General features: G+C 63.0%; 19 protein-coding genes and 1 other RNA gene. 12 read left to right on the top strand and 8 right to left on the bottom strand.

Annotation, left to right across the window (positions count from 1 at the left end; all coding sequences use genetic code 11):
- Nucleotides 1–3: 3 nt before the first annotated feature.
- The 4 genes from proS to guaA are packed head-to-tail and all read left to right on the top strand — an operon-like array spanning nucleotide 4 to nucleotide 4,788.
- Entirely contained in the window at nucleotides 4–1,473 is a 1,470-nt protein-coding gene (proS, locus tag VGH98_05580) for a proline--tRNA ligase (GenBank protein ID HEY2375426.1), read from the top strand.
- On the top strand, nucleotides 1,455–2,735 hold the full coding sequence (lysA, locus tag VGH98_05575) for a diaminopimelate decarboxylase (protein HEY2375425.1): 1,281 nt from the start codon (nucleotides 1,455–1,457) through the stop codon (nucleotides 2,733–2,735). The genes proS and lysA overlap by 19 nt, the downstream gene beginning before the upstream one ends.
- Complete coding sequence (locus VGH98_05570) at nucleotides 2,735–3,244, top strand: metallophosphoesterase (GenBank protein HEY2375424.1); 510 nt, start codon at nucleotides 2,735–2,737, stop codon at nucleotides 3,242–3,244. Before lysA ends, VGH98_05570 begins: the two co-directional genes overlap by 1 nt.
- The gene (gene guaA, locus VGH98_05565) at nucleotides 3,241–4,788 is read left to right on the top strand and encodes a glutamine-hydrolyzing GMP synthase (GenBank protein ID HEY2375423.1); all 1,548 of its coding nucleotides are present in this window, start codon (nucleotides 3,241–3,243) and stop codon (nucleotides 4,786–4,788) included. Before VGH98_05570 ends, guaA begins: the two co-directional genes overlap by 4 nt.
- Nucleotides 4,789–4,797: 9 nt before the next feature.
- Here guaA and VGH98_05560 read toward each other — a convergent pair whose 3' ends face one another.
- Nucleotides 4,798–5,250, bottom strand: coding sequence for a PTS sugar transporter subunit IIA (locus VGH98_05560; protein ID HEY2375422.1), 453 nt, complete (start codon nucleotides 5,248–5,250; stop codon nucleotides 4,798–4,800).
- 131 nt (nucleotides 5,251–5,381) lie between these two features.
- Here VGH98_05560 and dusB point away from each other — a divergent pair, with 131 nt between their 5' ends.
- From dusB to pal, 8 genes are all read left to right on the top strand, one after another.
- Nucleotides 5,382–6,416, top strand: a complete 1,035-nt coding sequence (gene dusB / locus VGH98_05555) for a tRNA dihydrouridine synthase DusB (GenBank protein ID HEY2375421.1) — start codon at nucleotides 5,382–5,384, stop codon at nucleotides 6,414–6,416.
- Nucleotides 6,413–7,165, top strand: a complete 753-nt coding sequence (gene larB, locus VGH98_05550) for a nickel pincer cofactor biosynthesis protein LarB (protein HEY2375420.1) — start codon at nucleotides 6,413–6,415, stop codon at nucleotides 7,163–7,165. Before dusB ends, larB begins: the two co-directional genes overlap by 4 nt.
- A gap of 57 nt (nucleotides 7,166–7,222) precedes the next feature.
- A complete protein-coding gene (locus VGH98_05545) occupies nucleotides 7,223–9,235 on the top strand; it encodes a sensor domain-containing diguanylate cyclase (protein ID HEY2375419.1) in 2,013 nt (670 codons plus the stop codon).
- Between the two features lie 59 nt (nucleotides 9,236–9,294).
- Nucleotides 9,295–9,650: a transfer-messenger RNA gene (gene ssrA / locus VGH98_05540) on the top strand.
- A gap of 90 nt (nucleotides 9,651–9,740) precedes the next feature.
- A complete protein-coding gene (locus VGH98_05535; GenBank protein HEY2375418.1) occupies nucleotides 9,741–10,589 on the top strand; it encodes a redoxin domain-containing protein in 849 nt (282 codons plus the stop codon).
- Entirely contained in the window at nucleotides 10,492–10,827 is a 336-nt protein-coding gene (locus VGH98_05530) for a hypothetical protein (protein HEY2375417.1), read from the top strand. The genes VGH98_05535 and VGH98_05530 overlap by 98 nt, the downstream gene beginning before the upstream one ends.
- 115 nt (nucleotides 10,828–10,942) lie before the next feature.
- Nucleotides 10,943–13,495, top strand: a complete 2,553-nt coding sequence (locus VGH98_05525) for a bifunctional YncE family protein/alkaline phosphatase family protein (protein ID HEY2375416.1) — start codon at nucleotides 10,943–10,945, stop codon at nucleotides 13,493–13,495.
- A 96-nt stretch (nucleotides 13,496–13,591) separates the two neighbouring features.
- Nucleotides 13,592–14,167, top strand: coding sequence for a peptidoglycan-associated lipoprotein Pal (pal, locus tag VGH98_05520; protein ID HEY2375415.1), 576 nt, complete (start codon nucleotides 13,592–13,594; stop codon nucleotides 14,165–14,167).
- Between the two features lie 73 nt (nucleotides 14,168–14,240).
- On the opposite strand, the gene VGH98_05515 is transcribed toward pal, so the two are convergent.
- Genes VGH98_05515 through VGH98_05485 form a run of 7 tightly spaced genes read right to left on the bottom strand, consistent with a single transcriptional unit; the run spans nucleotide 14,241 to nucleotide 23,844 of the window.
- Nucleotides 14,241–15,263: a lysylphosphatidylglycerol synthase transmembrane domain-containing protein gene (locus tag VGH98_05515; protein ID HEY2375414.1), complete on the bottom strand. Its 1,023-nt coding sequence runs from the start codon at nucleotides 15,261–15,263 to the stop codon at nucleotides 14,241–14,243.
- Nucleotides 15,260–15,952 carry a polysaccharide deacetylase family protein gene (locus tag VGH98_05510; protein HEY2375413.1) on the bottom strand — a complete coding sequence of 231 codons (693 nt, stop codon included), beginning with the start codon at nucleotides 15,950–15,952 and terminating at the stop codon, nucleotides 15,260–15,262. The genes VGH98_05515 and VGH98_05510 overlap by 4 nt, the downstream gene beginning before the upstream one ends.
- Nucleotides 15,949–17,082, bottom strand: a complete 1,134-nt coding sequence (locus VGH98_05505; protein HEY2375412.1) for a glycosyltransferase family 4 protein — start codon at nucleotides 17,080–17,082, stop codon at nucleotides 15,949–15,951. The genes VGH98_05510 and VGH98_05505 overlap by 4 nt, the downstream gene beginning before the upstream one ends.
- Nucleotides 17,083–17,116: 34 nt before the next feature.
- Nucleotides 17,117–19,867, bottom strand: coding sequence for a pyruvate, phosphate dikinase (gene ppdK, locus VGH98_05500; GenBank protein HEY2375411.1), 2,751 nt, complete (start codon nucleotides 19,865–19,867; stop codon nucleotides 17,117–17,119).
- Nucleotides 19,868–19,903: 36 nt separating this feature from the next.
- Nucleotides 19,904–21,283, bottom strand: coding sequence for an amidophosphoribosyltransferase (purF, locus tag VGH98_05495; protein HEY2375410.1), 1,380 nt, complete (start codon nucleotides 21,281–21,283; stop codon nucleotides 19,904–19,906).
- A gap of 4 nt (nucleotides 21,284–21,287) precedes the next feature.
- A complete protein-coding gene (gene purL / locus VGH98_05490) occupies nucleotides 21,288–23,594 on the bottom strand; it encodes a phosphoribosylformylglycinamidine synthase subunit PurL (GenBank protein ID HEY2375409.1) in 2,307 nt (768 codons plus the stop codon).
- The gene (locus VGH98_05485) at nucleotides 23,560–23,844 is read right to left on the bottom strand and encodes a zf-TFIIB domain-containing protein (protein ID HEY2375408.1); all 285 of its coding nucleotides are present in this window, start codon (nucleotides 23,842–23,844) and stop codon (nucleotides 23,560–23,562) included. Before VGH98_05485 ends, purL begins: the two co-directional genes overlap by 35 nt.
- Nucleotides 23,845–23,904: the final 60 nt, after the last annotated feature.

Here is a 23,904-nt window from a genome sequence, read left to right as displayed (position 1 = left end):
CACATGGCAGAGGAGAAGAGACTCACAACCCGCGCGGAAGACTTCAGCGCCTGGTATAACGAGGTCGTGCTCCGTGCGGAACTGGCTGATTATTCGCCGGTTCGCGGCTGCATGGTCATTCGCCCCAATGGCTACGGCATCTGGGAGCGCATGCAGCGCACATTGGACGACATGTTCAAGGAGACGGGCCACAAGAACGCGTACTTCCCGCTGTTCATCCCCGAGAGCTTTCTGCATCGCGAGGCGCAGCACGTGGAAGGCTTCGCGCCCGAAACCGCCGTCGTCACGCACGGCGGCGGCAAGAAGCTCGAGGAGCCGCTCATCGTTAGGCCCACGTCCGAAACGATCATCTACTCGATGTTCGCCAAGTGGGTGCAGAGCTATCGCGACCTGCCCCTGCTCATCAATCAATGGGCGAATGTCGTGCGCTGGGAGATGCGCACGCGGCTCTTCCTGCGCACACTCGAGTTCCTCTGGCAGGAGGGCCACACCGCACACGCCACGCACGACGAGGCAGAGGAGGAGGCGCGCAAGATTCTCGGGCTCTATCGCGATTTCATGGAAGGCTGGATGGCGATGCCCGTCATCACCGGCCGGAAGACCGATTCGGAGCGGTTTGCCGGCGCAGTGCGCACGTACGCATGCGAAGCAATGATGCAGGACAACAAGGCGCTACAGGCGGGCACCTCGCACAATCTGGGGCAAAACTTCGCGAAAGTTTTTGATCTCAAGTTCCAAGCGGAATCAGGGAATATGGAATTCGCCTGGAACACGAGCTGGGGCGTCTCGACGCGTCTCGTCGGCGGACTCGTCATGACACATGGCGACGACAAGGGGGTTCGCATTCCGCCGCTCCTCGCGCCCACCGAGATCGTCATCGTGCCGATCTATCGCACGGACGACGAGCGCGGCCGGGTGCTCGAGGCGACGACGCGGATTCTCTCGACGCTCACCGGTTGGGAACGCCGCGATCCCGGCCGTCTGCGCGTCCATCTCGACGCGCGGCAGGGCATCAAGCCCGGCGCGAAGTACTACGAGTGGGAGCTCCGCGGCGTGCCGCTGCGCGTGGAGATCGGTCCCAAGGATCTCGACAAGAATCAGGCGGTGCTCGTTAGGCGCGACAGCGGCGAGAAGCACCCTGCGTCCCTCGACTCGCTCGGCGAGGATGCCAGCGATCTCCTGGCGCGCATTCAACTCGACATGCTCGCGGTCGCGCGCGACCGGCAGGACACGAACAGCGTTCGCGGCGACGTCGATTACGACCGCTTCCGCCAGATCATGGAGGGCGAAGGCGCCTTCGTCTATGCTGGCTGGTGTGGAGACGCCGCATGCGAAGCGCGCATCAAGGAAGAAACCAAAGCGACCATCCGCGTCCTGCCTGACGAGGAGTTCCGCTCGGCCGAGGCGCCGACCCATTGCTTGCGTTGCAACCAGGCCGCGACGACCGAAGCCGTATGGGCCAGAGCGTACTGAGCGCGGGCTTTGTGCGGAGCGCCGGCGTGCTGCGCTGCGAGGGTATTCCCCTCGACGCCATTGCCGAGGCGGCGGGCACCCCGAGCTATGTCTACAGCACGGCGACCGTGCGCAACCGGTACGAGCTACTCGAGGAGACGCTCGCGCCCGTTCCGCATCGGATTCACTATACGCTCAAGGCGAATTCGAATCGAGCGGTCCTCCGCTTCGTGCATGGGCTGGGCGCCGGCGCCGATGTCGTCTCCGGGGGAGAGCTATTTCGCGCGCTGCAAGCGGGCTTTCGTGGAGACGAGATCATCTTCGGCGGTGTGGGGAAGACCGAACACGAGTTGGGTGAAGCGCTGGATGCGCAGGTCTTGCTCGTGAACGTCGAGTCGGAGATGGAGCTTCATCTCCTCGACCACATGGCGGCACGGCGTCGCGTACGCGCACCCGTCTCGATCCGCGTCAATCCGGAAATCACGGTGGATGCAGCACATCAGTACATTCGGACCGGCGAGCGCGGTCACAAGTTCGGCGTTCCGTTCGACGACGCGCGCCGCGTTGCGGAGCTCGCCGCGTCGCTGCCACATCTCACGCTCCTCGGGCTCGACATGCACCTGGGCTCGCAACTCTCGCGCGTTGACCCGTATCGAGTCGGCACCGAGCGCCTAACGACCATCGCGGCCGACCTCCGCGAGCGCGGCGTTGGGTCGCTTCGCTACCTCGACATCGGCGGCGGCCTTGGGGTGCGCTACGATACGGAAGAGCCGCCCGATCTCGGCCGATTCGCGCAGTCGGTGCTGCCGCTCGTCGCCGAGAGCGGGTTGCAGCTGATCATGGAGCCAGGTCGATTCGTCGTCGGCAACGCGGGCGTGCTTCTGACACGCGTGCTCTATCGAAAGCACAGCGGTGGCAAAGAATACGTCATCACGGATGCGGGCATGACCGAGCTCCTCCGCCCATCGCACTACGGCGCCTTCCATCGTATCGAGGCAGTACAGGCCAGCGACGATCGCGTCCGTGCGGACGTCGTTGGACCGGTGTGCGAGAGCGGGGATTTCCTCGCGCTCGATCGCGAGGTCCAGAACGTGCGCCCCGGCGACCTCCTCGCGGTCTTCGACGTTGGCGCGTATGGCTTCGTCATGTCGTCGAACTACAATAGTCGTCCGCGTGGCGCCGAAGTGCTGGTCGACGGCGATCGCTTCGCCATCGTCACGGAGCGGGAGACGTACGAGACCCTGGTGCAGCAAGAGGTCGATGACCCGGAGTGGAGGAGCTGATGCGCATCGGTCTGATGTCCGACTCGCACGACCGCGTCCCCGCTGTGGCCGAGCTGCTGCGCCTGATGATCGCCGGCGGCGTCGGCATGGTCCTTCACGGCGGCGACTACTGCGCGCCCTTTGTTCTCAAGCCGTTCGAGGAGACAAAGCTTTCGCTCGCCGGCGTCTACGGCAACAATGACGGGGACAAGCAAGGTCTGTTGACGCGCGCGCAAAGCGCCTTCGGCACGGAGCTCTTCGACTCGCCGCACAGCTTCGAGATCGGCGGCCAACGACTGCTCCTCGTCCACGACATTGGTGACGTGCAACAGCGCTCGATCGAGTCGCATGCGATCGTCGTGCATGGCGGGACGCACAAGCAGGAGATGAAATCGCGCGGCGACACGTTGATCGTGAATCCAGGTGAAGCGTGCGGCTGGCTTTACGGAACACCATCGGCCGCCATCCTGGATCTGGATACAAAACAGGTGGAATTTCTCGTTCTGGACCCAGCTGAATGGCGTCGATGATGAGCTCTCGCGTTCTCATCATCGATTACGGCTCCCAATACACGCAACTGATCGCGCGTCGGGTACGTGAGGCGCGCGTGTACTCCGAGATCCACCCGCCGACAGTGTCGGTCGAATTCATACGCGAGTGGGCGCCGACGGGAATCATTTTCAGCGGCGGCCCCAACTCCGTGTACGGAGAGAACGTTCCAACGGCGCAGCGCGCCATGCTCGACATCGCGCCGGTGCTCGGCGTCTGCTATGGGATGAACCTCATCGCGTACCTCAATGGCGGAGAAGTCGCTCTAGCCGAGGGCCGCGAATATGGACGCGCCGAAGTGCGCGTTTGTGCGGGCAGCGGACCGCTCTTCAAGGGTTTCGAGACGCAGGAGGCCTTTGTTGCGTGGATGAGCCACGGCGATCAGGTGCGCTCGCTGCCACGCGGCTTCGTGAGTATCGCGAGCAGCGACAGCTCGCCGATCGCGGCGTTCCGACATGAGTCGAAGCCGTGGTATGGCGTGCAATTCCATCCGGAGGTGGCTCACACACCGCGCGGCAGCGAGCTCCTTGCGAACTTTCTCTTCGAGGTCTGCGGCGCGACGCCCTCATGGACGCCCAGTGCGCTCATCGACGACGAAGTTGCAAAGATTCGAAACGTCGTCGGCAATCGGCGCGCGATCTGCGGATTGTCCGGCGGGGTGGACTCTTCGGTCGCGGCAACACTCGTGCACCGCGCGATCGGCGATCAGCTCACCTGTGTATTCGTGGACACCGGGTTGCTTCGGCTGCACGAGCGCGAACAGGTGGAGCGCACGTTCCGGGCTCACCTCGGCATCGAGCTGATCACGGTCGATGCGTCGCAGCGATTCCTGGATGCGCTCGAGGGCGTGGCGGATCCGGAGGAAAAGCGCCGAATCATCGGCCACACCTTCATCGACGTCTTCGAGGACGCAACGCACAACATCGGCGACGCGGATTTTCTGGTGCAGGGCACGCTGTATCCGGACGTCATCGAATCAGCATCCCCGCGCGGCGGTCCTTCGGTGACGATCAAGACGCACCACAACGTTGGCGGACTCAAACCGGGGATGCGCTTCAAGCTCATCGAGCCGTTGCGCGAGCTCTTCAAGGACGAAGTGCGCAACGTGGGACGCGAGCTTGGGCTTCCTGAAGCGATGATCGGCCGTCATCCCTTCCCGGGGCCGGGCCTTGGTATTCGCGTCCTGGGTCCGATCACTCGTGACGCGCTCGACGTCCTGCGACAGGCGGACGCGATCTATCTCGAGGAGATCCGCGACGCAGGTCTTTACGACCGGATTTGGCAAGCATTCGCCGTGCTCCTCCCGATCCGCAGCGTCGGCGTGATGGGCGACTACCGGACCTATGAGAACGTCGTCGCCTTACGAGCGGTGACGAGCACGGACGGCATGACCGCCGACTGGTACGAGTTTCCTCACGATGCGCTGGGAAGGATCTCCAGCCGGATCATCAACGAGGTCCGCGGGATCAATCGCGTCGTGTACGATGTGAGCTCGAAACCGCCCGCGACGATCGAATGGGAATAGCGTCTTCAATCAGACCCCTTTCTCCTCGAGGAGCGCGAGGAACTGTTTGGGTTCCGTAATCGTCAACAATCGTTGCGGCACGTCCGGCTCCTTGCTGAACTGCGCGATCTTCCCGAGCACCGGGAGATATTGATTCGACACCTCGAGCGGGGGCGCGACGATGAGAAAGAGGAAGTTTACAGGTTTCTCATCGATCGCCTTGAAATCGACGCCGCTTGCCTTGCGGCCGAAGGCGACGCGTAACCGATTCACGACAAGGGAGCGGCAGTGGGGAATTGCAATCCCGCGGCCGATGCCGGTCGAGCCGAGATTCTCGCGTCGCTTGAGCATCTTGAACAACATGCCGTCGGATTTCTCGTCCAACTTCAGCAGTGCGATAAGCTCTTTTAGAATGTCGTCCTTCGTCGTACCCTGCAGGTTCAGCTGAATTGCATCCTCGCTGAAGAATTCGCGCAGTTCCATCTACGGTCGTGCCTCGTGCTGTGAACGAAGGGAAGTCGGGCGTCAGGGGCAAACTGCGAAGTTACCGAGAGCGACAACACGTGTCAAATGCTGACGTTGCATGCACTTCGACCGGTTCTTAACTTGAAGGAATGAAACGCTTTCCCTTTGAGCTCGACGCCGAGGTGCCACTTTACCTCGCGCCAATGGCTGGAGTGTCGGAATCGCCCTTCCGACGCCTCTGCCGTCGCTTCGGCGCGGACGTCGTCGTCACCGAGTTCCTCTCGGCGGAAGGCATTCGTCGTGAGAATCCAGCGACAATCGAGAAGCTCCGCTTCGGCAGCGACGAGCGGCCGATTGGCGTGCAGATCTTCGGCGCCGACACCGGCGCGATGGGCGAAGCCGCCGCGTTTGTGACGGACGTCTTCCGGCCCGAATTCATCGACATCAACTTCGGCTGCCCAGTCAAGAAAGTCGTTAGGCGCAACGGTGGCTCGGGCTGCTTGCGAGATCTCAATCTGGTCGAGGACGTCATTCGGAGCGTTGCCCGCAGCACGCACCTGCCGGTGACGTGCAAGATTCGAAGCGGCTGGAACGAGGAGATGCGCGATCCCGTCAGCATCGCGCGCCGTTGCGAGGACGCCGGCGCGCGCGTGCTCACGCTCCATCCCAGGACCCGGACGCAGATGTACTCCGGGTCCGCGCGCTGGGAGGAGATCGCCGCCGTCGTCGATGCGCTGACGATTCCCGTGCTCGGCAATGGCGACATCAAGAGCGCCGAGGACGCGATGCGCATGCAGCGCGAAACCGGCTGTGCCGGCGTCATGATCGCTCGCGGTTCATTCGGCCAGCCGTGGATCTTCGACCAGACGCGAGACCTCCTCGCCGGGCGGCCGAAGCGGCCGGATCCGACCGTCGAGGAGCGCTTCCGTGTCGCTCTGGATCACGCAGGGATGGCCGAGCAATACGAGGTCGACCCGCGCGGCGCCGCGATCGAATTCCGGAAACACCTCGGTTGGTACGTGAAGGGTCTCCCGGGTTCGGCCGATCTGCGCAAGAAGCTCCATGCCGTGTCGTCGTTAGGCGAAGTCGAGGGTATCTTCGAGGAGTACCTCCGAACCTGCGACCGCTTTGCCGCCGAGGAGAGCGCGGACCAGTCGGAGCTGCTCGAGGTTGGCCAGTCATGAGACGCGAGCACGTTCGCGACTTGCTCGATCAGGTTGCGAACGGCGCTCTTGGAATCGACGAAGCGCTCGGACGTCTCTCCTTCGAGCCTGCTGAATCGTTAGGCTTCGCGACGCTCGATCATCATCGAGCGCTGCGCCAGGGTTTTCCCGAGGTCGTGTTCGGGGAGGGGAAGTCGATTGGCCATCTCGTCGGCATCGCGACTCGGATTGCCGAGCGGGGTGAGGGGTTGCTCGTGACGAGACTCTCCACCGAGGCGGCTGCCGCGCTGGTTGACCGCGTCCCAGCACTCGAGCTCAATGAGATCGCGCGCACGGCCTACCTGGCGCCGGCGAAGCGAACGCCGCGGACCGGCCGCGGAACGATCCTCATCGTGACCGCAGGAACCTCGGATCTTCCCGTGGCCGAGGAGGCCGCGGTGACTGCACAGGCCCTGGGAAACTGCGTCTCGCGGCTGATCGACGTCGGAGTCGCCGGAATCCACCGCGTGCTGTCCCGCCGCGACGACCTGATGACGGCTTCCGTTATCCTTGTCGTGGCGGGGATGGACGGTGCCTTGCCTTCCGTGATTGGGGGGCTAGTGCGCGTTCCGGTCATCGCTGTCCCCACCAGCGTCGGCTATGGCGCCTCGTTCCACGGCCTCGCCGCTCTCCTCACAATGCTGAATAGTTGCGCCGCGGGCATCACGGTCGTCAACATCGATAACGGTTTTGGCGCGGCCGTCGCGGCGTCGCGCATAAACCACGTCTGAGTCGCGGTTCGGCGGTCAAGCCGCCGCGTTCCGCCTCGCGTACCTCGCTTTCATAACGTGACGACCCAGACGAGTGCCCACAATGTCATCGTCGTCGGCCAGAGTTGGTCGACGACCGTGTCGACGCTCGCGCTGTTGGGCGCGGTCGCTGTGGCTGCTTTGGCCATTCGTGGCTCGCTTCCCCCGGCGGTCAGGCGCCACAAGAAGCCGCTCGCTGCGGCGAGCATGATTGCCGCGTCTCTTCTCGCCGTGCTCACTGGCGGCGCCAGTACCGCGCTCGTGACCGTGGGCATCGCTGCGTGGGGCATGGCCGAATGCTTCGGCCTTGCGATCGGTGTTGCTTCGTTTGCGCTCGCCGGTGTTTCTGCCGCGCTTGCCCTTGAAAAGAAGGGACCGCTGGCCTTCACGTTAGGCGGAGCCACACTCGCCGTCGCAGTGGGCGCGTTGCCGTATTTCTACGCGCGCCGCCTGGCCGCAATCCACGCGCGCCGTGAGCGCAGAGTGACTCGGCTCGAGGCGCAGATCGCGCGGCCCACGCCGTCGCGACCAATGCCCACGGCGGCGCTGAAGCGAGATGTTCTGCTCTCCGTCGAACGGACCGAGGCCACCAGGGATCTCGCGACGGTCGAAGGTCTCCTACGAGACATCCGCGATCTCGTACAGGCCGACGAGGCCATCTTTTGGCGATGGAGCGAAGAACGCGACGCGTTGCTGCCCCAGGCGTGGTCAACCGAGGAGAGCTCGCTTCCGCAATTCTTCCGCGTCCGCGAGTGGGGCCCGCTTGCGAGTTGGGCCGCGCAAGAGCGCATTGTGACCAGCGAGGGAAGTGACGAAGCGCCGTTGTTCGTCACAGCACCGGTCATCAGCACTCTCGAGGGCGGCGACGTCACCCTGCACGGCGTTCTCAGCGTGAGCAGCAACATCGGCCTTGCCCAATCTCGTGAGGCACTCAAGGAGTGGCTGCCACGCTTTGCGGCTCAGCTGGCGGCCTATCTCGAACTGATCGACATGCGCACGGCCTCGAGCAGACACAGTCGCCGCAATCAGGCCCTGATCGATGCCATGCAGCGCCTGCAAGTGCATAAGAGTGCCGAAGCACTCGGCAGCGCCGTCTGCGAAGCCGCGCTCGAAGTTACGTCAGGCCGATCGGCGCTGCTGATTCGCTGGCTTCCGCAGGACGCGTATGGCCTCGTTCAATACGCCTCGCGTGAGCTCGCTCTCGAGACCGGAATGATCATCGGCAAGGATACACTCGTCGGGCGTACCTGTCGCGATGGCCTGCCGCTGCTCCTGCACGACGCGCGCGCCGTGACTCGATCGGAGCCTGCGTACACGGCGACCCTCGCGTACCGTCCCATTCCATCGCTCGTCGTCGTGCCCATCGTCTGGGAGCAGCGCGTGATCGGCGCGATCGTCGTCGAGGGTGCGGAGCCTGGCAGCCTCGGTGTTGAGGAAGCTCGAAACGTTGGGCTCCTTGCCGCCGTCGCTCGGGCGTTCCTGGAGAAAGTCTGGGAGATTGAAGAAGTCAGTCAACGCGCGCGAACCGACTCGCTCACCGGTCTTCGCAACCGACGTGACTTCGACGAGCAACTGCGACGCGTGCTGGCCGAGACCGATCGATTCGGTGGTTCTTCCTCGCTGATTCTCGTCGACATCGATGACTTCAAGAACGTCAATGACACGTATGGCCACGAAGCAGGCGATGCGGTGCTGCGCCAGCTTGGAAAGATCCTCGGCGACGGCGTGCGAGCGATCGATATTTGCGCAAGGTACGGCGGTGAGGAGATGATCATGCTCCTTCCACAAACACCGATTGCTGGCGCGACGGAGCTTGCGGAGCGACTCCGGACGGCGATCGCCGAGCGGCCGGTGGTATTTGAAGGGACGGCGATCCGCATCACGGCCTCGTTCGGTATCGCTGGCTATCCGGAGACGGTTCCGCACGGGGATTGGCTATTTCCGGCAGCGGACCGAGCGTTGTACGTGGCGAAGCACGCGGGGAAGAATTGCGTGCGGTCTCTGCTCTCAAGCGATGGAATACCAAAGAAATACCAGAGCGGTCTACAGTGAAAGCTGAGGTCGATCCCGGGTTGAAAGAGAGGGCGTCACAGACTAAATTACGTTGTTCGGGGGGCGACTGGCTTCGACGGGATAAGTGAAGCCGTGGCCGCGTGCCCAGGTCCTCGGGTTCCTGGTAAAACACTCGGGAAAAATCCAACTGCCAACAACAACTTGGCCCTCGCTGCGTAACTTCTAGTTACGCCGAGTGCCCGCGAGGAAGCCCGCCCGGGGCGGCTTCGAGGGTATCGCAAAACCGGGATAGGCCGATGATACGCCCTCTGTCATCGGCCGAGATCAAGAGGGCTTATCCGGTAGTGGGCCGTCCGCTAGCCAGCGACTGGAGACATCCAACAGCGGACTACGCACGTAGTGGCTGTGGTCGATCTCTTCTCGGACCGGGGTTCGATTCCCCGCGCCTCCACTAGAAACAACGAGAGCCAGAGGACATCCTCCTCTGGCTCTCGTCGTTTGCCGCGCACTCTTCGCTGGGCTCAATGACCTGACCTATCACACCGTGTCAGACGATATCCATCCCGAGGGTGGCACTGATCGGCGACACTTCCTTGGCGTCGCCGCACTTGGGTTTGCGGCGTCGCGTTTTGGCTTTCTGGGGAACGAGCGACGCAATCGAGCGCCTGCCGACGGCGAGCTACGCTCTCTCGGCCAAGCCACGGCGTGGCTGAACTCGCAGCCATTGACAGCCAGCAGCCTCCGCGGCAAGGTCGTGGCGGTGGATTTCTGGACGTTCACCTGCGTCAATTGGTTGCGAACGCTGCCGTATCTCCGCGCTTGGGCTGACAAATACGGCAATCAGAATCTGATCGTGATTGGCGCGCACGCGCCCGAATTCCCATTCGAGCGAAATGTCGAGAACGTGCGTCGCGAAGCGAAGACCCTCCGTGTCGACTATCCAATCGCCATCGACAACGACTTCGCCATCTGGCGGGCGTTCAAGAATGAGTACTGGCCCGGTCTCTACCTGATCGACGCGCAAGGGCGCGTGCGCTATCACCAGTTCGGTGAGGGCGAGTATGCGCAATCGGAGCGGGTGATTCAGCAGTTGCTAACAGAGGCTGGCCATCGGGGCGTGGAAGAGCAGATCGCTGCCGTCGAACCTCGTGGTGGCGAGGTGGCTGCCGACTGGAACAACCTCGGCAGTCAGGAGACATATGTCGGTTACGAGCGCGCCGAGAACTTCGCGTCGCCAGGCGGCGCCAGCATCGATGCGCCGCACGTCTATCGCCCGCCAGAGCGACTGGCGTTGAATCACTGGGCGGCTCACAGGCGACTGGACGATATCCAAGCAGGCGGCTTCGTCGAATGCGGCGAAGGGCGCCGTTGCAATCTCGTTTCATGCCCGTGACGTCAATCTCGTAATGGGTACGCCGCCGCGGACACCTTCCGTGCGATTTCGCGTGCTGCTCGACGGTCGGCCGCCGGGCGACGCGCGTGGCGGCGACGTCGACGCGCAAGGCAGCGGTATGGCGACCGAGCAAAGGATGTATCAATTGATCCGGCAGACAGGGCCAGTCGAAGATCGGCGAGTCGATATCGAGTTCGCCGAGCCCGGCGTCGAAATCAATGTCTTCACGTTCGGTTAGCATCCGGAGTTGAAGAGCGGCAACTATCCGTTGCCATTCCATTTTCGCTACAATTTGCGATAGCGATTGTCGGTCGCCGCGCGAGCGCAGATGCTACACGACCGGCAGTGACCACGTGCGCGACTTGTTCGCGAATCCCAGACGAGCAGCCGGAGGGACACTCGTTATGCTGGTGCGACATGGCCTTCGTTTCGTGATGGTAGTCGCGCTGTGCGTCGGAGGGGCGACGGGCGTCACCGGCTGTGAAGGCGCTTCGGCGCGTATGGCCGCAGCACGCGTGGCAGCTTCGGCGCCGCCCACACAAGTTCGCCTTCCGACAGGGGCCACGCTCGATCCTGTCGCGCCTTCGGTGCAACTGGGCTCGATGCCGCTCGCAGTTGCAGCGCATCCGGGGGGACGCTACGTCGTCGCGCTCCTGAACGGGTGGCGAGAGCAGGGAATTCAAGTATTCGATCGCCGCTCCGGGCAAGTCGTTCAGACGGTGCATCTGCCGGCGGTCTTTCTCGGCCTGACCTTCAATCACTCAGGCGACACACTGTTCGTTTCTGGTGGGTATCGCGATGCCATTTACGAGTTTGTCTGGGACAATGGGCGCGCGCGATTGATCGACAGCATTGCGCTGACCTCGCGCGGTGGCGCTCCTCGCGGTCAACACTATCCCGCCGGGATCGCTCTGTCAGCAGATGGGCGAACGTTGTACGTCGCCGAGAATCTATCCGATTCCCTCGCTGTGGTCGACATCGCCAGCCGTCGGGTGCGGCAGCGGCTGCCGTTAGGCAGGTATCCATATGGAGTCGTCACGACCCGGACCGGAGAGGTCTTCGCGACGGCATGGGATGACAGTCTGGTGTTTGCATTCAGAGCAGACTCCGCTGGGACGCTTTCACAAGCGCGACGTCTCCCCGGTGGCCGGCATCCGTCTGCGATGCTGCTCAATCGGGCCGAGACGCGGCTGTTCGTCGCGTCGGCGAGCACCGACCGGGTCACCGTGCTGGACACGCGGAGCGGCAAGAAGGTCAGAGAACTCCTCGATGCACCGCCGAGAGGGCCAAAAGAGGGCAGCACGCCGAACGCGCTCGCACTATCCGCCGACGAATCGCGCCTGTTTGTTGCCGAGGCCGACAATAACGCCGTCGCCGTGTTCGAAATCAGCGAGCAAACCGTGGGCGACGCGCATGGGCACGGCGGCGATTCCCTGACCGGTCGCATTCCCGTGGAATGGTACCCCACGGCCCTCCTGTCGTTAGGCGATTCGTTGCTCGTCGTGAGTGGAAAGGGTAGGGGCACAAGTCCGAATCCCGACGGCCCGACTCCATATAAACCGAATGAGCAGCACACGCGTTCGTACACGCTTGGACAGCTCGATGGCACATTGATGAGCGTCGCCGCATCGGGTCTCACCCCAGGTGCGGTGAGGGCACTCACGGCGCGCGTTGCCGACGCCAACGGTTGGAATCAGAGCGTGCGGTCGCAACCGAGCTATCCGCCATTCCAGCACGTGATCTACATCATCAAAGAGAACCGAACCTACGATGAGGTACTCGGTGATCTCTCGCCAGGCGATGGGGATTCCTCACTTGCGCTCTTTCCGCGCAGCAACACACCGAATCACCATGCGTTGGCGGAACGATTTGGAATCTTCGATCGCTTCTTCGTCAACGCCGAGGTGAGCGCGGATGGACACAACTGGTCGACGGGAGCATACGTCACGGACTACGTCGAGAAGACGGAGGCATCGCATTACTCGAAGCGTGGGCGGACGTACGACTACGAGGGAACGAACCGCGGCGTGGCATCGCGGTCCATTCCGGACGGCGATGTGAGTGAACCAGCGAATGGCTATCTCTGGGATCTCGCGCAACACGCGGGCATCACCTTCCGCAACTACGGTGAATTCGTATCACGTGATGCACGGGCGCGCGGAGCGCCGCGGTATGTGGGGAACAAGCCATTTCTTGCCGCGCACACGAACGCCGAGTATCCCGGCTTCGACCTCGACATCCCGGATCAACATCGCGTGGATATTTGGCTCGAGGATTTTCGTCGGGACGTGAAGGATGGCACGCTGCCCCAGCTCACGATCCTCCGCCTGCCTAACGACCACACCGCCGCTCTCAAAGCGGGCGCGCTGAGCCCACGCTCGCTCGTCGCCGACAATGACCTCGCGCTGGGGCGACTGATCGAGGCGCTCTCGAGCTCGCGCTACTGGCCGAAGACGGCCGTCTTCGTCCTCGAGGATGACGCGCAGAACGGGCCGGATCATGTCGATTCGCACCGGTCGGAGCTCTTCGTAATCTCTGCGTACAATGCGCCGGGCGTCTACCATCGGTTCGCGAACACGACTGACGTCGTGGCGACGATGGCGGAGATCCTCCACCTCGGATCTCTCTCTCAATTCGACTACTTCGGGCGACCGCTGCGAGACGTCTTTGCGCCTCGCCCGAACCTGGCGGCGTACACAGCGCTCAAGCCCTCCGTGTCACTGGTGGACCGTAACCCATTATCCGGACCGGGTGTAACGGGGTCGGCACGTCTAGATCTTTCGGCCGAAGACCGGGCCGATGAGGATCTGTTCAACGTGGTGCTCTGGCGGGCGTTGAAGGGCCCTCGGGTCCCGTATCCCGGTCCACGCCGGGCATCACTGCTCGACGTGAGCCGGGCTCAGTGACAGGGCCGTGACCGCGAAGCAGGAAAGGGGGTGTAACCTAAAGGATGTTTTGGCGTCCATACATTAGCGCCCACCCCCCACACCGGAGCCTCGACCATGCTCGCGAGCAAGTTTGTCGCGCCCATCGCCGCAATTCTCGCCGTCGCTGCCTGCCACCACGCACCGCCCGCGGTCACGCCAACTCCGGAGTCGCAATCGGCTGCGGCCCCGACCGCGGCGCCAGCGCGTAGCGACGTGGCGCGCCGAGGAGGCGATGGCGCCGTGCTCGCCGGCGAGGCGAGAGACCGCGAACTGGCAGCAGCCCGGGCTGCCGTGGCGCGGCCGGTTTATTTCGATTTCGATAACGCCACTATTCGGAACGATCAACGCGACGCGCTCGAGGCAAAGGTGCCTGCGCTGTCGCGAAGTTCCGGGCTGCGCATCCGCGTCGAAGGCAACACGGACGAGCGCGGATCAGCAGAGTACAACATCGCACTCGGGATGCGGCGAGCAGCGGAAGCGAGACGATTCCTCACTGACCGCGGCATCGACGCCTCTCGTATCGATGTCGTGAGCTACGGTGAGGAGCGCCCCGCGTGCACCGGTAGTGACGAGAGCTGCTGGCAGCAGAATCGTCGTGACGATTTCAAGATCGCGGCTGGAGACGTGACCGTCCCGACTGCCAAGCCCTGACGGATTCGCGAGGAGTGGCAATCCGGGACAGAGTTTGTTCTTCTGGCCCGGATTGCACGTTTGCTAATCAGCGCTAATCGCCTGCCACCGTCTTTTCGAGAACCCGCTCGTCAGGCAGGATGTTGTCTGGACGTGCAGCCTTGCGACGCTTCTGGAAGATGAACTCGGGCGCGAGTCCGATGCCGAGAATCGTCACCGGCAGGATCTGCTGCGTTTGGATCAGGAAGGCGACGGCAATCGCGGTGTTTTCATCAAAGCCGAACGCCGTCGTGGTCGCGGCGTAGAGCATTTGAAAGACACCGACATTGCCGGGTGTGGCGCGGATTGCAAATCCGACATTGACCGCGAGAATCGCGGCGACGGTACCGACGAGTGGCAGCGGGAAGTGCGCAGCGGCAGCGGTGAGCGCGTACGTCGCGACCTGGAGCGACCAGATGCCCACGGAGAGAGCCAATGCGATGCCGAAGCGTGGACCCGTCGAGATCCCGGCGAGAGCATGCATGAATCGCCGAATGTACTGCCGAGCCTTCGCGCGCCATCCGTCATCCGAGCCTTCGAGCATGTGCTCGGGACCCTCGGGCCGACGAACGAGATACACAAGCATCCCGCCGATCAAGAGTAGCGCGAGCCACGCAAAGGGCCTCGTGCGCTCGAGTGCAGACGGAAGGGGAAGGAACGACACCGCCAGCGCGAGCATGATAACGTAGCCGATCAGCTCGAACAGGCGTTCGAGCGCGAGCGTCGCGAGCACCTTGGCGCTCGTAACATGTGCGGCGCGCGAGACGAAAATCACGCGCGCCGCTTCACCGCTATTGGCTACGAGAACGTTGTTCAGCCCGGCGCCCGCGAACGTAGCGCGCAGCGCGAGCCACAGCGACGTCACACCGATTGGGCGAAGAAAAATCCACCACCGAACACCCTTGAGCACAAGCGACAGCAGATTCACGAGTGCGGCGGCAAGCAAAATCGAGATCGAGGAGTCCCGAATTGCTGCCCACGTCGAGTGCCAGTTCACCTTCGTCGCAAACACGACGAGCATGACGAGGATGAGCCCCGTGATCGTGAATCGAAGTGCGCGCGTCAGATGTCGCTTCATGCGGCCTTGTCGAGGGTGGTAAACTCGAGCCCCGCTTCACGAATCCGATCGACTATCAGTGGCACCGCGCGTGCCGTCTGCATCCGATCGCCCAAAGGATCGTATCCGTCTCCGTCATGCAAGAGCAGAATCGCACCACGTCTCGCGACTCGCTGGGTGCGCTCGGCAATGACCTCGACGCCAGGACGTGCCGAATCCCAGACACCGTGACCCCAACCAACCGTGCGCTGGCCGAGCGAGCGTGCGATGTAGGTGACCCAGGGGCTGCGAAAGCCGTGCGGCGCGCGGAAGTACGCAGGCCGCACGCCGCAGGCACTTACGATCGCGCTTGTTCCAAGTTGCAAATCATCTCGCACGTAGCGCGGCGATTTGAAGTGCAGTTTCTGGTGATAGAACCCGTGATTGCAGACGCAGTGTCCCTCGGCGGCGATGCGTCGCACGAGCTCGGGCCATCGCTCCGCATGACGACCAAGGATAAAGAACGAGGCTTTCGCTCCACGCGACGCGAGCGCGTCGAGAATCGCTGGCGTCGCCTCCGGATTCGGCCCGTCGTCGAACGTGAGCGCAACGAGCGGATCGTCGGTGCGCAGATGCGCAATGACAGGACCGAAGATCGGACTATTGGGATAGTACGCACCGTGTGCGAGCGCTCCGGCGACGACAACGCCGAGCGCCGGCGCAACGATCATGCGACTTCTTCAGCCACGTGTCCGAGGACAGAGCGATATACGCCGAGCACCTGTGACGTGACGCGCGCCCAGGAGTACGAGAGCGAGTTCTCGCGTCCCGTTGTTCCGAGCTGCATGCCCAGCCCCGGATCGTCGAGGATGCGGACGAGCGAATCCGCCAGCGCGCGGTGATCGCCGCAGGGCACCATCAACGCCTCGCGCTCATGCACGACGACGTCGCGGAATCCAAGAATGTCGGAGCAGACGACCGGCGTTTCGCAGGCCATCGATTCGAGGAGTGTGATGCCGAACGACGCCTTCGTCGTTGGACACGCGTAGACGGTGCTGTGCGCGTAGTAGCTGGGCCGCCCCTCGAGCACGGCGCCAACGAAGAGGATGTCCGGATCGCCGCCGGCGAGGCGATAGTAGTGATCGCGCAGTGGTCCATCGCCGACAACGACGAGCTTGGCTTCGCGCGACCCGCCTTTGATGTGGCGGAAGGAATCGATCAAGGTCGACAATCCGTTGCGCGGGTCGAATCGGCCGAGAAAGAGAATCGTCGGTACATCGCGCGGGAACCCTCTCGGTGCAGGCGCCGCCGGATTAAAGACGTCGGTGTCGATGCCGTTGGGAATGATCTTCCAATCGGCGTCGAAGTACCGCTCGAGGGCAACCGTCGTGCTATTCGAAACCGCGATTGCGCTGCTGAGCATGTCGAGCCGCTTCTGGAAGTAACGGCGGCCGAGCGTATATCCGATCGACTTGTCGAAGTACGTATGGAACGTGCCGACCACCGGGCACTCCGCTTCTTCGATCGCGAGCAGCGGAAGAACGGGCGTGAGCGGCGAGTGGACGTGCACGACGTCGTAGCGGCCTCGTCGCAACACGTTACGCATTTGTCGCCGTAACCCGAGGCCAATCGTGATTCGCGCCTGCGATCCATTGCAGTATACCGGCTGACTGCGGCCAAGCCGAATGACGTGCGGCTGCTCTTGCGCGCCCGGAATGTGCGACGTGATGACATCGACATGATGCCCACGGCGACGGGCTTCGCGCGCAAAGAAATGCACGTGCTCGCAGACGCCGCCCAGGTGCGGATAGTAGTACTCCGTCACCAATGCAATGCGGAGCGACCGATCGTCCCGAACCACGGGCAAATGCGGCAGCTCGGGAAGAGAAGGGTGTCTACGTGCTCGGGGATTCCTGAGGGCCAGATTCAAGAGCGGCATGGGCTGCGGCGAGGCGGGCGATTGGGACGCGGTAGGGGGAGCACGAGACGTAATCCAAGCCGATCGAATGGCAGAACTTCACGGAGCGCGGCTCGCCGCCATGTTCACCGCAGATGCCGACCTTCAACTGAGGGCGGACGCTCCGACCGGCACTTACGGCAATGCCAATCAGCTTCCCAACACCGTTCTGATCCAACACTTGAAAGGGATCGTCGGGAATTATACCACGTTCGATGTAATTCGGAAGGAAGCGGCCTGCATCGTCTCGGCTGAGTCCGAACGTGGTCTGTGTTAAATCATTGGTTCCAAATGAAAAGAACTCGGCTGATTTCGCGATCTCATCCGCGGTGAGTGCTGCCCGAGGCAACTCGATCATCGTCCCGATGGTGTAGGGAACATCCTCACCCATGACACCCAGCACCTGTTGAGCAACCTCCTCGAGCACTCCGCGTTGGTTTTCGAACTCTCTAACCGTCGCGACTAACGGAATCATGATCTCTGGACGTACGTCTATGCCGCGTCGTTTCGCACGCACGGCGGCCTCGAAGATTGCGCGCCCTTGCATCTCGGTGATTTCGGGGTAGGTGATGCCAAGACGGCAGCCACGATGCCCGAGCATCGGATTTGTTTCGCGCAAGGATTCGACGATGTGAAGCAGCTCGGCGCGCGAAATTCCAAGCGTGCGCGCCAGCAGCTTGCTCTCCTCGCCTCCGTGGGGAAGGAACTCATGTAGAGGCGGGTCGAGCAAGCGAATGGTAACTGGTAACCCGTGCATCGCCTCGAAGATCCCTTCGAAGTCGGTGCGTTGGATGGGCAGCAGCTTCGTGAGGGCGCGCCGGCGCCCCGCGATATCGCGGGCGACGATCATTTCGCGCATGGGCGTGATGCGATCGCCCTCGAAGAACATGTGCTCGGTGCGGCAGAGCCCAATTCCTTCCGCGCCAAAGCCGCGCGCGATCCGCGCGTCAGCAGGCGTATCGGCATTCGCGCGAACCTTGAGACGCCGCGCTTCGTCTGCCCAACCGAGGAGTCGCGCGAATGCGCCATACGTCGCCGCGCCGTGCGCGGGGCGCATTCCGCGAATGACCTGCACGACTTCGCTCGGCGTCGTCGGCAGGTCGCCTTGGTACACTTTACCGCTCGCGCCGTCGACGGTGATGTAGTCCCCCTCGGAGACCGTGGTTCCGTCGACGGAGAATTGGCGCTTCTCGAGATCGACGTGCATGTCCTTCGCACCGACCACGGCACATTTGCCCATGCCGCGTGCGACGACGGCGGCGTGACTGGTCATTCCACCACGCGCCGTGAGCACTGCTCTCGCGGCAACGATACCGTGAAAATCCTCCGGAGTCGTTTCATCGCGGACAAGGATGACGCTCGTTCCGTCGCTCGCGCGCGCTTCGGCGACGTCAGGATCGAACACGGCGATGCCACTCGCCGCACCAGGACTGGCGGGAAGACCAGCGGCGATCGGCGTTGCGCGAACGCTCACGTCGATCACCGGGTGCAGGAGTTGGCCAAGCTGATCTGGCGGAACGCGGAGCACCGCGGTGCGCGAGTTTATCAAACCTTCATCGACCATGTCGGTCGCGACGCACACCGCCGCTGTCGCCGTGCGCTTGCCGGTCCGCGTTTGCAGCAGGTACAGCGAGCCACGCTCGACCGTGAACTCGATGTCCTGCATGTCCGAGTAATGCCGCTCGAGACGTTCCTGCGTTGCCAGAAGCTCTTCGTAGGCGCCTGGAAGTCGCGTTGCCATCTCGCTGATCGAGAGCGGTGTCCGAATGCCGGCAACAACGTCCTCACCCTGCGCGTTGAGGAGGAATTCACCGTAGAAGGTGCGCTCGCCCGTGGAAGGGTTGCGCGTGAAAGCGACGCCGGTACCGGAGTCTTCGCCCATGTTTCCAAAAACCATCGCGACGACATTCACCGCCGTCCCAAGCTCTTCGCCGATACTGTTCACTCGGCGATAGTCCACGGCCTTCTTGAGCGTCCATGAGCGCCAGACGGCCTCGATCGCTCCCCAGAGCTGCGCCGCGGGATCCATCGGAAATTCCTTTCCCGTGACGGCGCGCACGAGGCTCTTGTACTCCTCGACGAGATTGCGCAGCTCGCCCTCGCTGAGCTCCGCGTCCGTCGCGACGCCGGCGGTGAGTCGCTTCGCCTTTAGAAGTTGCTCAAACTGCCCAGACGGCACGTGGAGCACCACGTCACCGTACATCTGGATGAAGCGACGGAACGAGTCGTACGCGAAACGCGGATTCCCACTCTGGTGGGCCAGACTCTGAACGGTGCGGTTGTTCAGACCCAGATTGAGAATTGTCTCCATCATGCCTGGCATGGAGACGGGAGCGCCCGATCGAACGGAGACGAGGAGCGGATCGTTCGAATCACCGAAGCGCTTGCCCGAAGCCTCCTCGAGTCGCCGCATGTGCTCGTCGACTTCCTGCTCGAGGCCCTCCGGAATGCGACCAGTGCGCAGGAATTCGATGCAACAGGTGCAAGCGATCGTGAGACCCGGCGGCACTGGAACGCCAAGGTTGGTCATCTCGGCGAGATTCGCGCCCTTGCCGCCGAGAATCGCCTTCATGTCCTTCGTTCCTTCCGCGCGACCGGCGCCGAAGAAGTAGACGTGCTTTGAAGTCTTCGGCGCAGCCGAAGACGTGGCCTCCGCGCTTTTCGACAGCTCGGACGTCGGAACGCTCATGTGCACGCGGTTAGTGCGTGGATGTGAAGCCCGTATTCAGCAACCGCACCCAAATCGCAATTTGTCCGGATCCGTCGGTGGGGCCGTCGGATAATCTCCGGAGAAGCAGGCGTGGCAGAAGCCGTGCGGACCACCGGGCACTGATTGTAGCATCCCCTCGAGGGAGAGATAGCCGAGCGAATCGACACCGAGGTCCTTCTCGATTTCGTCAGGCGTGAGCCGCGCGGCAATGAGCTCCTCGCGACTTGGCGTGTCGATGCCATAGTAACAGGGTCCGGTGACGGGCGGCGAACTGACTCGCATGTGCACTTCGCGCGCACCGGCCAAGCGTACGAGCGCCACGAGACCGCGTGTGGTTGTACCCCGGACGATGGAATCGTCCACCATCACCACCCTCTTGCCCTGCAGGACTTCTCTCACCGGATTGTACTTGACCTTCACCTTCGCGTCTCGATCGGCCTGACTCGGCTGGATGAACGTGCGGCCGATGTAGTGATTGCGAATCAGCGCCAATTCGTAAGGCAGACCGCTCTCCTCCGCAAAGCCGAGCGCCGCAGAGTTCGACGAATCGGGCACGCTGAAAACAAGATCCGCGTTAGGCGCCGGCCATTCCCTGGCGAGCCGGCGTCCGAGCGCGCGCCGAGCACGATCGACGGAGCCGCCGAACACGCGGCTGTCTGGCCGCGCGAAGTAGACGTACTCGAAGACGCACTGCTTGCGCTCGCGGCGGGGCAGGGGAAAGCTCGAGTGCATTCCCTCGTCGTCGACCGCGATGATCTCACCAGGTTCCACCTCGCGCTCGTACGTCGCACCGACGATGTCGAGAGCGCACGTCTCGGACGCGAAGACTGGAGCGTCGCCGAGGCGTCCGAGTACGAGTGGACGCCAGCCACGCGGATCGCGCGCCGCAAGCAGCGTGTCGCCGATGGTGACGACGAGTGAATACGCACCCTCGACTTCGCAGAGGGCCTCGGCCAGGCGCTCGTCCGGGCGATCGGCATTCGAGCGCGCCAGTCGATGGACAATGACCTCCGAGTCCATCGTCGAGGAGAAAATCGAGCCGCGATCCTCCAACTCCATGCGCAGCTCGGCAGCGTTTGTAAGGTTCCCATTGTGCGCGAGCGCGACGAAGCCATTTCTCGTGCGCGCGAGCACGGGCTGGGCGTTCTCGATCGACGACGAACCGGCAGTGCTGTAGCGCGTGTGGCCGATGGCCATGATGCCCTGCACCTGATCGAGCCGCTCCGACATCGCGGCCGACATCGTGCCCATCGATCGAATGGCGCGAGCTTCGCCCGCTTCGTTGATTGACACAACACCGGCGGACTCCTGGCCGCGATGCTGGAGCGAATACAGTCCGAGCTCGGTGAGCCGAACGGCTTCGGGGTGACCGCGAACGCCAAAGATGCCGCACATGAGACTAGACGGGACTCTCCGTGACCGCGCTGACCACCGCCGCGGCCGATCTGGTCATGATGTCAGGAATCGTTTCGTAGTATAGCCGATCGAGCCACGGCAGTGATGCGACGAGCCGCTCTTCACCGAAACGGATGTCGAGCGGATCGTCGGCGGATGCAACGTCGCCAATAGTCCTGCAGGCGACACCGTGGCGAACGGCGATCTCGAGCAGTGCCGTGGGATCTGGAGTGGAGAGGATCACCCGTCCTTGTGCTTCGCCAAACAGGAGCGCGCGCCTCGGCAAATCGGCGAAGCTCGAAAGATCGATTTTGGCACCGAGCGGTCGTGCTCGATCGATGATGCAGCACTCCGCGATCGCGACCGCGAGACCGCCGTCGCTGCAATCATGCGCGGAGCGCACGATACCCGCATCGATAGCGGCCAGCACGGCCTCGATCAGATCGCGCTCGGCGTCGAGATCGCATCGCGGCGGCGTGCCGGCGACGACATTGTGCACGCGGGCGAGATATTCGGATCCGCCAAGCTCCGCGGTCGGTGTGCCGAGCAGCACGACTGAATCGCCTTCGGTTGAGAAGTGTGAGCGCGTGATGCGATCGATATCGTCGATGAGTCCGACCATACCGATGACTGGTGTCGGATAGACCGCGCCGCCCGGGTTCTCGTTGTACAGCGATACGTTTCCGCCGGTCACCGGCGTGCCGAGCGTCTCGCACGCTTCGGCCATTCCCGCCGTCGCCTCGCGAAGCTGGTAGTACACTTCCGCCCGCCGCGGATTGCCGAAGTTTAGATTGTTTGTAATTGCCATTGGCCGACCGCCAGTGCAGGCGACATTGCGGGCCGCCTCGGCGACGGCGATGCGCGTCCCGACGCGCGGATCGAGATAGCAGTACCGGCCGTTGCAATCGGTCTTGAGCGCAAGTGCGCGACGGGTATTGCGCACGCGCACGACGGCGGCGTCGCCCCCCGGACCGATCACGGTGTTCGTGCGTACGGTGTGGTCATATTGGCGATACACCCACATCTTGCTCGCGATCGTCGGCGACGTGAGCAGCTGCTCGAGGGTCCAACGCGGATCAGCCTCCTCCGCGCGCTCCGGAATCGAGCCGACATCGCGCGTGCGAAGCGCCGCGATCTTCGGATCCTCGCGCGCCTCGGGCGTGTACGTCGGGCAGTCGGTGACCAGTCGAGTCCCAGGAAACTCCGCCACGACGCGGTCGCCCTCCGTTACGCGGTACACAGGCTCGGCGATCACCTCGCCGATAACCGACGCGGTAAGGTCCCACTTCTCGAGGATGTTGGCGACCTCGCGCTCACGCCCTTTGTGCGCGACCACGAGCATGCGCTCTTGCGATTCGCTGAGCAGGATCTCGTACGGCGTCATGCCACCCTCTCGGACAGGCACTTTGGTGACGTCGATTGTCACCCCAACGTCGCCGCGCGCCGCCATCTCGGCCGACGACGACGTGAGTCCTGCCGCACCCATGTCCTGAATCGCGACGATCGCGCCGGACTTTATCAGCTCGAGGCTCGCCTCGAGGAGAAGCTTCTCGGTGAACGGGTCGCCAACCTGAACTTGCGGGCGCTTTGCCTCGCTCTCCTCGGAAAGATCCGCAGATGCGAATGACGCGCCGTGGATGCCGTCACGACCCGTGCGTGCACCGACAGCGATGATCGGATTGCCGACACCCTGTGCAACGGCGCGAATCAGATCTTCTTCGTGCAGCAGGCCAACGCACATCGCGTTGACCAGTGGATTTCCCTCGTACGCTTCGTCGAAAACAACCTCGCCGGCGACGGTCGGAATGCCGACGCAGTTACCGTAATCGCCGATTCCTTTCACCACACCCGCGAAGAGATACCTAACGCGGGGCGAGTCGAGCGATCCGAATCGCAACGAATTCAGCAGCGCGATCGGACGCGCTCCCATCGTGAACACGTCGCGCAGAATGCCGCCGACACCGGTGGCCGCACCCTGATATGGCTCGACGGCCGAGGGATGATTGTGCGACTCGATCTTGAACGCGACCGCGAGTCCATCACCAATCGCGATGACTCCGGCGTTCTCGCCAGGTCCCTGTAACACGTACGGCGCCTTCGTTGGAAGACGCCGGAGCAACGGACGCGAGTGCTTGTAGGAGCAGTGCTCGCTCCAGAGCGCACTGACGATGCCTAACTCGGTGAATGTTGGTGCTCGCCCGAGCATCTGCTCGATGCGCTGATACTCCTCGTTTGTCAGCCCATGTTCGGCGACGAGCGCCGGCGTGATCGTTGGATCACCCGGACGAGGAAGTGGGGGAGCTGGGTTCACCTGTCTTGGGATGATGAAAAATCTCGAGAATGTCGCTCATGATGCGGCTGAACGGGCCGCGCGATTCATGAATGTGTCGAATCAAACCGATCTCGCCCTGATCCAGCCAGATGCCATGGCACTCGGGGCAGACGTCGACCTTCACGTCCTCGAAATCTCGCTCTTTTAGATCGCCGCCGCACTTGGGACACTTCATGAGGTGCTCGCGGCGGTCGACCTCACGGCGCTGCTCGTCGAGCAGCGACCGCATTTCCTTGATCAGCTGTGCACTCTCGCGTGCAAAGTATTCGTCTTCGTTTCGGGTTGGGTG

It is taken from the genome of Gemmatimonadaceae bacterium, from assembly GCA_036496605.1.
In the GTDB taxonomy this organism is placed as follows: Bacteria; Gemmatimonadota; Gemmatimonadetes; order Gemmatimonadales; family Gemmatimonadaceae; genus AG2.
Note: the sequence above shows the minus strand (reverse complement) of the source record. Positions and strands in the feature narration are given on the sequence as shown.